The organism is Streptosporangium sp. NPDC023963, assembly GCF_040639135.1.
Taxonomy (GTDB): Bacteria; Actinomycetota; Actinomycetes; order Streptosporangiales; family Streptosporangiaceae; genus Streptosporangium.
In genome coordinates this window covers 172,791-185,530 of record NZ_JBEZZK010000014.1, presented here as the reverse complement: position 1 = coordinate 185,530, position 12,740 = coordinate 172,791, and the positions used below count along the sequence as shown (strand labels likewise).

Here is a 12,740-nt window from a genome sequence, read left to right as displayed (position 1 = left end):
CCGGTCGTTTTGTGAATGTCAAGAGGATGTCAACCGATTTGCGGGACTGTGGTGCTTTTCAACCAGAAGCACCATGAGGAGACCGACACCGATGGACACGAACGAGGCGGCCGTGCCCCCCACGCAGGGCGGACGACCGCCGATTCTGCCGCCCCGGCCTGGCAGGGGGCTGATCGCCGCTCTGGCGGTCTCCGGGATCTGTGTCCTGATCGCCATGGGCATCGTCCTGGCGAACGGGGGCACCGCCGGTTTCGGCATCTCGTTCGCCCTGGGACTGGCACCGCTGCCGATCCTGCTCGCCGCCGTGCTCGCGCTCGACCGGCTGGAGCCCGAACCCCGGCTGAACCTGCTCTTCGCGTTCGCCTGGGGAGCCGGGATCGCGGTGGTCCTCGGCGTCGTCCTGGGGACGGGCGGCACGACGGTGCTGGTGCAGGCCTTCAGTGTGGGCGAGCAGGCGGCGGATGACATCACCACGGTGGTGGTGGCCCCCGTGGTCGAGGAGGCGCTCAAGGGCGCCGCGCTCCTGTGGCTGATCTGGCGGTGCAGGCGCGAGATAAACGGCCCGACAGACGGCATCATCTACGCGTCCATGGTCGGCCTGGGGTTCGCCACGGTGGAGAACATGATCTACTACTCCGCCGAGTTCGCCGAGGCTGGCACGCAGGGGGCGGTGGAACTCTTCGTGCTGCGGGGGCTGATGTCGCCGCTCGCGCATCCCCTCTTCACCTCGACGATCGGGCTCGGCGTCGCCTACGCGGTCACCGCGCGCCGCAGGGGCGCCTCCCTGGCCGTCCCGCTGGGCTACCTCGGCGCCGTGCTCCTGCACGGCCTGTGGAACGGGTCCGCGACGCTGGGGGGTCTGCCCGCCCTCGGGATCGCCTATCTCCTGGAGCTGGTCGTCATCTGCGCGCTCGTCGTCGTCACCGTACGGGAGCGGCGGCGGCTGGTGGCCATGATGGGCGTGTACCTGCCCGCCTACCTGCCGACCGGCCTGGTCACGCCGGACGACATCGGCATGCTCGGCTCGCTGGGCACCCGCAGGCAGGCCCGCCGGTGGGCCAGGAAGATCAGGGCGGGCCGCGCGATGTCCGACTACCAGCAGGCCGCGACCGAGCTGGTCATGCTGCACCAGCGCGCCGAGCGCGACAGCACCGGCCCCGGGGATTTCGCGGCCGAGCGCGACGCCCTGCTGACGGTCATGGCGCGGTCACGGGAGAGCTTCGCGCCGCGCTTCCCGTCACAGCCGCAGCCCGCGTAGAACGGCGTAGGGCTCACCGGCCCGCGTCGGACGGTACGCGCGCTCACCGTACGGACGGAGATCGGACGGTGCACGCGCTCACCGTACGGACGGAGATCGGACGGTACGCGCGCTCACCGTACGGACGGAGATCGGACGGTGCACGCGCTCACCGGTCCACGCCGGGCACCGCGCGGACGGACCGGCTCGCACGGTGCCCGGTGTGGACCAGGGGGTCGTTCACCCCCTGCCTCCGCCCTTCTTGCGCGAGGCCATGAAGGCCACTCCCAGGCCGGCGCCGATGGCGATCCCGAGAGCGAGGCCTATGGCCAGGTTGTTGAGGGCGACTCCCAGAGCGGCGCCGATGGCGACACCGATACCGACACCGATGGGGAGGCCCATGGCGGCCTTCGCCGCGTCGTCCGACTTCTCGTTCATGCGCTGCCGCTTCCCTCGCTCTCGCGGAACATGCGCTCGCTCGGGGCGACATCTCGGTATGTCGGCCACCTTCGAAACCCGGCCCAGGTCTTCCCGTCTTCCCGGTCGTCGTCAGGTCACCGGATCCCGGGCGGGAAGACACGCCGCCCCTGGCGGGGGCGCCGGTTGTGGGCTACCGTACTTGACGTGATCGTCAAGTCCGAGACCCTCGGCAGCAGGGGGCGGCGCACCCGGGCGGCGCTCGTCCAGGCGGGGCGGGAGGCGTTCGAGGAGCGGGGCTACGACGCCGTGCGCGTCGACGACGTCTGCGCCCGCGCCAGGGTCTCGCACGGCACCTTCTACACCTACTTCGGCTCGCGCGAGGAGCTGTTCCGCGAGGTGGCGGCGACCGTGGTGGGCGAGATGTTCACCGCCAGCGTGGTCGGGCCGGCCGCCCCCGGCGACCCGTACGCCCGCATCGAGGCCGCCAACCTGCTCTACCTGCGCGCGTGGGCCGCCAACTCCCGGCTGGTACGGATGCTGGAGCAGGTCGCGGCCACCGACGAGAGCTTCCGCGGCCTCCTGCTCGAGCTGCGCGAGGTCTTCGTGCGTCGGGGCGCGGAGGGGCTGCGGCGCCTGCAGGAGCAGGGGCTGGCCGACCCGTCGCTGGACCCCCGGCTCACCGCCGTGATGCTGGGCGGGATGGTCGAGCACTTCGCCCACGTCTGGCTGGACCTCGGCGAGCACGCCGACGAGCGGACCGCCGTCGCGGCGCTCTCCACGCTCTGGGCCCGGGCCATCGGCCTGACACCGGCTCCGGCGTGGGGCCCGGCGCCGGTACGAACACCGTCACCGTCGCAAGCACAAGCACAAGCACAAGCACAAGCACCAACAGGCCGGAGCGTCGATGTGACGTCCGCGTCAACCAAGGGAGCGGGCTCATGAGCCGCCTGGACACCTCCGGTGACGACTACCTGGCGCGGCGCGAGGCGATGCTCGCCAAGCTGGCCGAGCTCGACGCCGAGCAGGCCAGGGCGGTGGCGGGCGGCGGCGGGAAGTACGTCGACCGGCACCGCGCGCGGGGCAAGCTCCTGGCCAGGGAGCGGATCGAGCTGCTCGTCGATCCCGACTCGGCGTTCCTGGAGCTCTCGCCGCTGGCGGCCTGGGGCAGCGACTTCCCCGTCGGGGCGAGCGTGGTCACCGGGATCGGGGTGGTCGAGGGCGTCGAGTGCGTGCTCGTCGCCAACGACCCGACCGTGCGGGGCGGCTCGTCCAACCCGTGGACGATGCGCAAGACGCTCAGGGCGGCCGACATCGCCCTCGAGAACCGGCTGCCGCTGATCAACCTGGTGGAGTCGGGCGGGGCCGACCTGCCGACCCAGAAGGAGATCTTCATTCCCGGCGGCCGGATCTTCCGCGACCTGACCCGCCTGTCGGCGGCCGGGATCCCCACGATCGCCCTGGTCTTCGGCAACTCCACGGCCGGTGGGGCGTACGTGCCGGGGATGAGCGACCACGTGGTCATGGTCAAGGAGCGTGCGAAGGTCTTCCTCGGCGGGCCGCCGCTGGTCAAGATGGCCACCGGGGAGGAGGCCGACGACGAGTCGCTGGGCGGCGCCGAGATGCACGCCCGTGTCAGCGGCCTGGCCGACTACCTCGCCGCCGACGAGCACGACGCGCTGCGGATCGGGCGGCGGATCGTCAGGGGACTGAACCGGCGCGGGTCCGGCGTCTCCCCCGGCGCCGTGCGCGAGCCGCTGTACGACGAGGACGAGCTGCTGGGCATCGTGCCGGAGGACCTGAAGATCCCGTTCGACCCGCGCGAGGTGATCGCGCGGGTGGTGGACGGCAGCGAGTTCGACGAGTTCAAGCCCCTGTACGGCGGGAGCCTGGTGACCGGGTGGGCCCGCCTGCACGGCCATCCGATCGGGATCCTGGCCAACGCCCGGGGCGTGCTGTTCAGCGAGGAGGCGCAGAAGGCGGCGCAGTTCATCCAGCTCGCCAACCAGGTCCGCGTCCCGCTGGTCTTCCTGCAGAACACCACCGGCTACATGGTCGGCAAGGACTACGAGCAGGGCGGCATCATCAAGCACGGCGCCATGATGATCAACGCGGTGTCCAACTCCTCCGTCCCGCACATCACGATCGTCATGGGCGCCTCGTACGGGGCGGGCAACTACGGGATGTGCGGCAGGGCCTACGACCCCCGCTTCCTGTTCACCTGGCCCAGCGCCAAGTCGGCCGTGATGGGGCCCGCCCAGCTCGCCGGGGTACTGTCCATCGTCGGCCGGGCCGCCGCCCAGGCGCGCGGCCAGGTCTACGACGAGGAGGGCGACGCGGCGATGCGGCAGCTGGTCGAGGCGCAGATCGAGGCCGAGTCGCTGCCGTTCTTCCTGTCGGGCCGCCTCTACGACGACGGCGTGATCGACCCCCGCGACACCCGGACGGTCCTGGGCCTGTGCCTGTCCGCCGTGAGCAACGGCAACACCGCCTCCCACAACACCACCTTCGACAACGACACCGTCCCGCGGCCCTCGGGCTTCGGCGTCTTCCGGATGTGACCGTGACCATGACCATGCCCGTCTCGCCGATCCGCCGCCTGCTCGTCGCCAACCGGGGTGAGATCGCCCGCCGCGTCTTCCGTACCTGCCGCGACCTCGGCATCGAGACCGTCGCGGTCTTCTCCGACGCCGACGCGGACGCGCCGCACGTGGCCGAGGCCGACCACGCCGTACGGCTGGGCGGGGTCCGGCCCGCCGACACCTACCTGTCGGTGGAGAAGATCATCGAAGCGGCCCGCGCGTCGGGCGCCGACGCGGTCCATCCCGGGTACGGCTTCCTGTCGGAGAACGCCGCCTTCGCGCGGGCCGTGCCGGAGGCCGGGCTGACCTGGGTCGGCCCTCCGGCCGGGGCCGTCGCCGCGATGGGCTCCAAGATCGAGGCCAAGGCGCTGATGGCCGGGGCCGGGGTCCCGGTGCTGCCGGGTTTCGTCGCGGGACCCGGCTACTCGGCGGACGACCTGGAAGGCGACCTGGACGCCGTGTTCACCCGGATGAGCGGGACGGCCTCCGGACGGGCCGTACCCCTGCTGGTGAAGGCGTCGGCCGGTGGCGGCGGGCGCGGGATGCGCGTCGTGCGGCTCACCGACGACCTGCCCGAGGCGGTCGAGTCGGCGCGCCGGGAGGCGGCGTCGGCGTTCGGGGACGGCACGGTGTTCGTCGAGCCCCTGCTGGAGGGCGCCCGGCACATCGAGGTGCAGATCCTGGCCGACGGGCACGGGACGGTGTGGGCGCTGGGCGAGCGGGAGTGCTCGATCCAGCGGCGGCACCAGAAGGTGGTCGAGGAGACCCCGTCCCCGGCGATCTCCCCCGCGATGCGGGCGCGGCTCCTCGACGCGGCGGTCACCGCCGCGCGGGCCATCGGCTACGTCGGCGCCGGGACCGTCGAGTTCCTCGTCAGGGACGAGACGGTCGCCTTCCTGGAGATGAACACCCGGTTGCAGGTGGAGCACCCGGTGACCGAGTGCGTCCACGGCGTCGACCTCGTCGAGTGGCAGCTGCGGATCGCCGAGGGCGCCCGGCTTCCCGCGTCGCCGCCGGGACCGTCCGGGCACGCCGTCGAGGTGCGCCTGTACGCCGAGGACCCGGCCCGCGACTGGCTTCCGCAGAGCGGCGTCCTGCACCGCTTCGAGGTGCCCGGCGTGGACTCCCGCTTCGCGCCCGTACCCGGCGGGCGCCACGGGCTGCGGCTGGACTCCGGCGTCGAGGACGGCTCGGAGATCGGCGTCCACTACGACCCGATGCTCGCCAAGGTCGTCTCGTACGGCGCGAGCCGCCCCGACGCCGTGCGCAGGCTGGCCGCCGCGCTGGCGGGCGCGAGGATCCACGGTCTCGTCACCAACCGGGACCTGCTGGTCGAGGTCCTGCGCCACCCGGCGTTCCTGGCCGGGGACACCCACACCGGTTTCCTGGAGGAGCACGGGCTCACCGGCCCCCCGGCGCCCGGCCGGGAACGGCCGGAGCTCGTGCGCCTGTCCGCCCTCGCCGCCGCGCTCGCGGGGGCGGCGGCCAACCGGGCGGCGGCGACCGTGCAGGCGGGACTGCCGAGCGGGTGGCGCAACGTGGTGTCGCAGCCGCAGCGCGCCGCCTTCGCGGAGGCCGAGATCTCGTACCGGATCACCAGGGACGGCCTGCGGGCGGAGGGGTTTCCCGATACGGTCCTGGTCGGCGCGACGCCCTCGCTCGTGGTGCTGGAGACCTCGGGCGTGCGGCACCGCTTCGCCGTCGCCCGCTACGACGGCGTGACGCACGTGGACTCCCCCCTCGGTTCCGTACGGCTCACCCCGCTGGCCCGCCTGCCGGAACCGGTGGAACACGTGCTGCCCGGCTCCCTGGTGGCGCCCATGCCCGGTACGGTGCTGCGGGTCGACGTCAAGACCGGCGAGACCGTCGGGGCGGGGCAGGTGGTCGTGGTGCTCGAAGCCATGAAGATGGAGCACCGGATCGCCGCGCCCGCGCCGGGCACGGTGGCGGCGGTGAACGTGACGCCGGGCCGCCAGGTCGAGGCGGGGGCCGTGCTGGCCGTGATCGAGGAGCAGACGTGACCTCCTCCCCCGGTTCCCGGGAGCCGGGAGGAGGTCACGACGACGGAAGGACCGAGATGAAGAGCGACGGGGGCTGGCCGGTGGAACGCCTGGTGCGCAGGGAGGTGTCCGGCGGGGTGGCGACGATCACCCTCGACTCCCCCCGCAACCGCAACGCGCTGTCGGTGCGGCTGCTGGGCGACCTGGAGGACCGGCTCAACTGGGCGCTGGCCGAGGAGAGCGTCCGGGTGATCGTGCTCACCGGGACCGGGCCGGTGTTCTGCGCGGGCGCCGACCTGAAGGAGCAGCGGGTCGCGCCGGGCGGCGCGCACGAGGCGCCGGTGACCGCGTCGTTCCCGGAGATCATGAGCCTGATCTGGGAGAGCCCGAAGCCGGTCGTCTGCAGGCTGAACGGCACGGCGCGGGCCGGGGGGCTCGGCCTGGTGGCGGCCTGCGACTTCGCGATCGCCCCCGACTCCGCGTCGTTCGCGTTCAGCGAGGTGCGGCTCGGCGTGGTGCCCGCGATGATCTCGGTGACCGTGCTGCGGCGGCTCGGCCCGCGCGCCGCCGCCGAGTACCTGCTCACCGGCGAGACGTTCGACGCCGCCCGCGCCGTGGAGATCGGGCTGCTCACCCGCGCCGTGCCCGAGGAGGAGCTGGACGCGGCCGTCGCCCACTACACCGGCATGCTGCTGCGCGGCGGCCCCGAGGCGCTCGCCCTCACCAAGCAGCTGGTGCGGACCGTGCCCGGGCTGAGCGTCGAGGAGGGCATGCGCCAGATGGCCGAGCTGTCCGCGCGGCGGTTCACCTCCGCCGAGGGGCAGGAGGGGATCGCCGCCTTCATGGAGAAGCGGCCCGCGTCGTGGATCCCCGCGCCGGAGACGATCTGATGCCGTACGGCGAGCCGGGGGCACGCGGAGGCACGTCCCGGATCGGGGAGGGCTGATGCCGTACGGCGAATCGGAAGAATCGGAAGAGTCGAAGGCGCGCGGCGGCGCGTTTCGGACCGAGGAGGGCTGATGCTGCGCGTCGCCAACTGCTCCGGCTTCTACGGCGACCGGCTGTCGGCCGCCAGGGAGATGGTGGAGGGCGGCCCGATCGACGTGCTCACCGGCGACTGGCTCGCCGAGCTGACCATGCTGATCCTGGCCGGGAACCGGCTGAAGGGCCGCCCCGGCTACGCGCCGACCTTCCTCAAGCAGCTGGAGGAGGTCCTCGGGACGTGCCTGGAGCGGGGCGTCAGGATCGTCTCCAACGCGGGCGGGCTGGACCCGGCCGGGTGCGCCGAGGCCGTGCGCGAGCTGGCCGGGCGCCTCGGGCTGCCGGTGAGGGTCGCCCACGTCACCGGCGACGACCTGACCGGCCACGACCTGGCCGGCGCCCTCAACGCGGACACCGGTGAGCCGCTGCCCGCCCCCGCCCTGACCGCCAACGCCTACCTGGGGGGCCGCCCGATCGCCGCCGCCCTGTCGGCCGGGGCGGACGTGGTGGTGACCGGCCGCGTCACGGACGCCGCCCTGGTCACCGGGCCGGGGATCTGGCGGTACGGGTGGGGTCCTGACGACCTCGACGCGCTGGCCGGTTCGGTGGTCGCCGGGCACGTCATCGAGTGCGGCTGCCAGGCGACCGGCGGCAACTACGCGTTCTTCGGCGAGGTGCCCGACCCGGCGCGCTGCGGGTTCCCGCTGGTGGAGCTGGAGGCCGACGGCTCCAGCGTGGTCACCAAGCACCCGGGGACCGGGGGGCTGGTCTCGGTGGGCACGGTCACCGCGCAGCTGCTGTACGAGATCGGGTCGCCCCGCTACCTCGGGCCCGACGTGGTCGCGCGCTTCGACACGATCCGGCTGGAGCAGGAGGGCCCCGACCGGGTCCGCGTCTCGGGGGTGCGCGGCGAGGCCCCTCCCGCCACGCTCAAGGTCGCCGTCAACTACCTGGCGGGCTACCGCAACACGATGACGCTCGTCCTGACCGGCCTGGACATCGAGGCCAAGGCCCGGCTGGCCGAGGAGGCCATCTGGTCGCGGGTGCCGAAGGAGTCGTTCGACGAGGTCCACGTGGAGCTCACCCCGCTCTCACCGCTCTCACCGCTCTCACCGCTCACCCCGCACGCACCGCTCGCCGGGACCGCCCTGCTGCGCGTCACCGTGATGGACGCCGACCGGCGGAGGGCGGGGCGCGCCTTCTCCGCGGCCGTGGTCGAGACCGGCCTGGCGAGCTATCCCGGCTTCTACGGCCTCACCCCGCCCGGTGACGCCTCGCCGTACGGGGTCTACTGGCCCGCGCTCGTCCCGGCGGAGACGGTGCGGGCCCGCGTCTGGCTCGACGGCCGCGAGCTCCCCGCCGCGTCCGGCACAGGCGACGCACCCGGCGCACGCGACCTGTCCGAGGTATCCGGCACACCGGATGCGCCGACCGCGCGGGCGGCGAGCGGCGGCGAGGCCGCGGACCACGGGAGCGACGCCGGCACCGCCCCGGCCGCCCCGCACGACGAGCACGACGAGCACGACGACGGCGAGCACGACGACGGTGAGCACAGCGACGGCGAGCACAGCGACGGCGAGCACGACGACGGCGAGCACAGCGACGGCGAGCACGGCGACGGTGAGACCGCGCGGGTCGCGCTGGGCACGATCGTGGGCGCCCGCTCGGGGGACAAGGGCGGCAACGCCAACCTGGGGGTCTGGGTCAGTACGGCGGAGCGGTTCGGGTGGCTGGAGGGCTACCTGACGGTCGAACGCCTGGCGGAACTCCTGCCGTTCACCGCCGGGCTGAGGGTCGAGCGCTTCGAGCTGCCCAACCTGCTCGCCCTCAACTTCGTCGTGCACGGCCTCCTCGGCCGGGGCGTGGCCGCGAGTCCCCGTCTCGACGCCCAGGCCAAGGCCCTCGGGGAGGAACTCCGCGCCGGGCTCGCCGACATACCGCGGCGCCTTCTCTGACGGACCGTGTGTACCCGCAGGTCCTGACCGCCGCCCCGGCGCTCCCGTGCGTGAACGGCGCGCGACACGGGGACATCCCTGCGCGGTCACCCTCTTTCACCCGATTTCACCCGACGCCGCGAGACCTCACCCGACGCCGCGAAACGAGTTCTCGCGGCGCGGACGCCGCTTCCGCCGGAGCGGGAGACTATTGACCGTCGCGAACGGGAATCATAGATTCGCCCCACCTAGAACATAATTCGGTCAAGGAGGGTGCATGACGTCCACGCACATCGACGTCACCGCGATCGACTTCGACGCGCTCGGTGCGTGGATGGACGCGCGGGGGCTGCCGGGAGGGCCGTTCGAGCGGGTCGCGCCGGTGACGGGCGGGACGCAGAACGTCATGGTGCGCTTCGAGCGGGGCGGGGCGTCGTACGTGCTGCGCAGGCCGCCGCTGCACCCGCGCGCCAGGAGCAACGAGGTGCTCCGCCGGGAGGCGAGGGTGCTCGCGGTCCTGCGCGACACGCCGGTGGCGGCGCCGCGCCTGGTCGCGGCCTGCACCGACGAGAGCGTCATGGGCGCGGTCTTCTACCTGATGGAGCCGGTCCGGGGGTTCAACGCCACCGTCGAGCTGCCCGAGCCGCACGCCGGCGACCCCGCGATCCGGCACCGGATGGGACTGGAGGCGGCCTCGGCGCTGGCCGACCTCGGACGGGTGGACCACGGCGCGCTCGACGGGTTCGGCCGCCCCGAGGGGTTCCTGGAGCGGCAGGTGCCCCGCTGGATGGACGAGCTGGACGGCTACGGAACCCTGAAGGGATATCCGGGGCCCGACATCCCGGGGCTGGCGGAGACCGCGGGCTGGCTGGAGCGCAACCGGCCGAAGGAGTTCACCCCGGGGATCATGCACGGCGACTACCACCTGGCCAACCTCATGTTCGCCTGCGACGGGCCCCGGGTGGCCGCGATCGTCGACTGGGAGATGTGCACGGTGGGCGACCCGCTGCTGGACCTGGGATGGCTGCTGGCCACCTGGCCGGCCCCCGACGGCGTGGGGGTGATCTCCGGCGGGGTCACCGGGCTGGCCACGGCCGCCGAGCTCGTCGACTGCTACGCGGCCCTGTCCGACCGGGATCTGTCGGCCGTCGACTGGTACGCGGTGATGGCCTGCTTCAAGCTCGGCATCGTCCTGGAGGGCACGCACGCCCGCGCCTGCGCGGGCAAGGCTCCCAAGGAGATCGGGGACCTGCTCCACGCCACCACGCTGAACCTGTTCGCCCGCGCCCGGACGTTCATGTGACATCCTCCCCCGCCCGAGGGCGGAGGACGGTCCTGCCGGTGGCGCCTCCGCCGTCGATGTGACGGCGTGCCGGGGAAGGTCGACGTGACGGCGTACCGGGGAAGGGAGCCTCGACCTCCCCGGCCGGTTCGGGCCCGTGCACCGCCGATATCTGAACGAGCCAGAGAAAACTTGACTGTTCGTTCCAGATAAGGCTAGTTTGGGCGATATGGCACGAGTGAGGGAGTTCGACACGGAGGCCGCGCTGGAAGCGGCGATGTTCGTCTTCCGGCACAAGGGCTACGAGGGCACCTCGGTGCAGGACCTGGTCGACGCCACCGGGGTGGGCCGCGGCTCCCTCTACGCGGCGTTCGGCAGCAAGGAGGGCCTGTACCAGGCGGTGCTGGACCGTTACCGGGAGCGGTACGCGCTCCCCCTGGTCGATCTGCTGCGCAGCGGCACCCCGGCACGGGAGCTGGTCCGCGACATCCTGGTCGACCTGGTGGAGACCATCCTGCGGGACGGGCGCGAGCAGGCCTGCCTGATCGTCAGCGCCGCGACCGAGCGGCTGTGCCACGACCCCCAGGTGGCCACGCGGGTGGGGGCGACGACCTCGCTGCTGGAGGACGAGCTGACCGAGGCGATCGCGGCCGCCCAGGCCCGCGGCGAGCCGGTCGGCGTCCGCGACCCCCGGGACTCGGCGAGGTTCCTCATGACCGTCATTCACGGGTTACGGGTCACGGGGGCGATCAACCCCGACCGCCGGTACCTGATGAGCGTCGTGGAGGCGGCCCTGGGCTGCCTCGACTGACGTTTCACGGCCCGAATCTGTAACGATCATTCAAGATATCCGCCGTCGGCGGACAGGAGGAGACGCCATGGACGACGGCGACCCGCCGCACCGCCGCTTCGAGGCCGGAGGCGTCCGGGGCGGCTGATCCCGCGCTTCCGGCCCACCACACCAACCCCCCGCACACGACATCGGCACACCCCGTTCGCCACCGGCGACCGGGCATCACCTTAGGAGCATCATGAACATCGGCGTCGGCATCATCGGGGCGAGCACCGGCGGCTGGGCGGCCATCAGCCACGTTCCCGCGCTCAAGGCCCTCCCGGGCTACGAGTTGCGCGCCATCAGCACGTCACGCCGCGCGTCCGCCGACCAGGCCGCCAAGGAGTTCGACGTCCCGGCGGCCTTCGACGACCCCGCCGATCTGATCGCCCACCCCGGAGTGGATCTGGTGGTGGTGTCGGTCAAGGTACCTCACCACCACGCGCTGATCTCCGCGGCGCTGGCGGCGGGGAAGATGGTCTACAGCGAGTGGCCCCTCGGCGTCGGCACCGACGAGGCGGCCGACCTGGCCGCCCGGGCCGAGGCCGCGGGGGTCCGTACGGTGATCGGGCTGCAGGGCGGCTTCCTTCCGGCGATCCGCCACACCCGTGACCTGGTCGCGGACGGCTACGTCGGGAAGGTCCTCGGCACGACACTGGTCGGATCGGGCCTGGCCTGGAGTCCCGTGACCGACCGCGCGCACGCCTACCTCTACGACGCCGGCGCCGGCGCGACGCTCTTGACCGCTTCCGCGCTGCACGCCCTGGAGGCGGTGAACGCCGTGCTCGGCGAGCTCGCCACCGTCTCGGCCAACCTGGTCACCAGCCTCACGCAGGCACAGGTGGTCGACGACGGCTCCACCATCCCGGTGACGGTGGCCGACCAGGTGTCCGTCACGGGCACCTTCCGCAGCGGCGCCGCCCTCTCGATGTTCTACCGGGGCGGTTCCTCCCGCGGCGACAACTTCCACTGGGAGATCAACGGCACCGACGGCGACCTGGTCCTGACCGCCCCCGGCATCAACGGCAACCTCCAGGCCCTGGACCTGCGGCTGCGGGGCGGCCGGGGCGACGACCGGGCACTCGCCGACATCGCCCTCCCCGACAGCCGCTTTCACCCGGTCCCGCGCGACCTGCCCGCGACGGCGCAGGGCGTGGCCCAGGTGTACGCGCGCTTCGGGCGAGACCTGCGTGAGGGCACGCGCACCGTGCCCGGCTTCGAGTACGCCCTGCGGCGGCACCGGCTCGTCGACACGATCGAGCGGGCCTCCCGCACGGGAACCACCCAGACTCCGGACCCGGCGTAGGGGAACCGCCCGGGCGCAGGGGAACCGCGTGGGCTTAGGGGCACCGCCCGGGCGCAGGAGCCCCGCCCGGGCGGTTCCCGCCGCGTGGAACACCTCACCCGTCAGGTCCGCCGGGTGGTTCCCGGCCTGCGCCTCAGCACCCACTGCCCCTTTCATCCGGTACCGGTCC

Annotated in this window: 10 protein-coding genes; 9 read left to right on the top strand and 1 reads right to left on the bottom strand. The window is 72.9% G+C overall.

All coding sequences use genetic code 11. From position 1 onward, the window contains the following. The first annotated feature begins 91 nt into the window (after positions 1–91). Entirely contained in the window at positions 92–1,258 is a 1,167-nt protein-coding gene (locus AB0F88_RS33055) for a PrsW family intramembrane metalloprotease (RefSeq protein ID WP_362693140.1), read from the top strand. Between the two features lie 219 nt (positions 1,259–1,477). Here AB0F88_RS33055 and AB0F88_RS33050 read toward each other — a convergent pair whose 3' ends face one another. Further along, positions 1,478–1,675 carry a hypothetical protein gene (locus AB0F88_RS33050; protein WP_362693137.1) on the bottom strand — a complete coding sequence of 66 codons (198 nt, stop codon included), beginning with the start codon at positions 1,673–1,675 and terminating at the stop codon, positions 1,478–1,480. A 186-nt stretch (positions 1,676–1,861) separates the two neighbouring features. Between AB0F88_RS33050 and AB0F88_RS33045 the strand changes: the two genes are divergently transcribed. The 8 genes from AB0F88_RS33045 to AB0F88_RS33010 all read left to right on the top strand — a co-directional run bounded on the left by AB0F88_RS33045 (position 1,862) and on the right by AB0F88_RS33010 (position 12,571). Further along, complete coding sequence (locus AB0F88_RS33045; protein ID WP_362693134.1) at positions 1,862–2,599, top strand: TetR/AcrR family transcriptional regulator; 738 nt, start codon at positions 1,862–1,864, stop codon at positions 2,597–2,599. Then, positions 2,596–4,215 (top strand): carboxyl transferase domain-containing protein, encoded by a 1,620-nt coding sequence (locus tag AB0F88_RS33040; RefSeq protein ID WP_362693131.1) that lies wholly within the window; start codon positions 2,596–2,598, stop codon positions 4,213–4,215. The genes AB0F88_RS33045 and AB0F88_RS33040 overlap by 4 nt, the downstream gene beginning before the upstream one ends. Before the next feature lie 8 nt (positions 4,216–4,223). Beyond that, positions 4,224–6,257 carry a biotin carboxylase N-terminal domain-containing protein gene (locus AB0F88_RS33035; RefSeq protein WP_362693293.1) on the top strand — a complete coding sequence of 678 codons (2,034 nt, stop codon included), beginning with the start codon at positions 4,224–4,226 and terminating at the stop codon, positions 6,255–6,257. A gap of 56 nt (positions 6,258–6,313) precedes the next feature. After that, positions 6,314–7,126: an enoyl-CoA hydratase-related protein gene (locus AB0F88_RS33030; RefSeq protein ID WP_362693290.1), complete on the top strand. Its 813-nt coding sequence runs from the start codon at positions 6,314–6,316 to the stop codon at positions 7,124–7,126. A gap of 129 nt (positions 7,127–7,255) precedes the next feature. After that, positions 7,256–9,172: an acyclic terpene utilization AtuA family protein gene (locus AB0F88_RS33025; protein WP_362693128.1), complete on the top strand. Its 1,917-nt coding sequence runs from the start codon at positions 7,256–7,258 to the stop codon at positions 9,170–9,172. Between the two features lie 256 nt (positions 9,173–9,428). Then, positions 9,429–10,454: a phosphotransferase family protein gene (locus AB0F88_RS33020; RefSeq protein ID WP_362693125.1), complete on the top strand. Its 1,026-nt coding sequence runs from the start codon at positions 9,429–9,431 to the stop codon at positions 10,452–10,454. A gap of 208 nt (positions 10,455–10,662) precedes the next feature. After that, on the top strand, positions 10,663–11,244 hold the full coding sequence (locus AB0F88_RS33015) for a TetR/AcrR family transcriptional regulator (RefSeq protein WP_362693122.1): 582 nt from the start codon (positions 10,663–10,665) through the stop codon (positions 11,242–11,244). A gap of 220 nt (positions 11,245–11,464) precedes the next feature. Next, on the top strand, positions 11,465–12,571 hold the full coding sequence (locus AB0F88_RS33010; RefSeq protein WP_362693119.1) for a Gfo/Idh/MocA family oxidoreductase: 1,107 nt from the start codon (positions 11,465–11,467) through the stop codon (positions 12,569–12,571). The last annotated feature ends 169 nt before the right edge of the window (positions 12,572–12,740 follow it).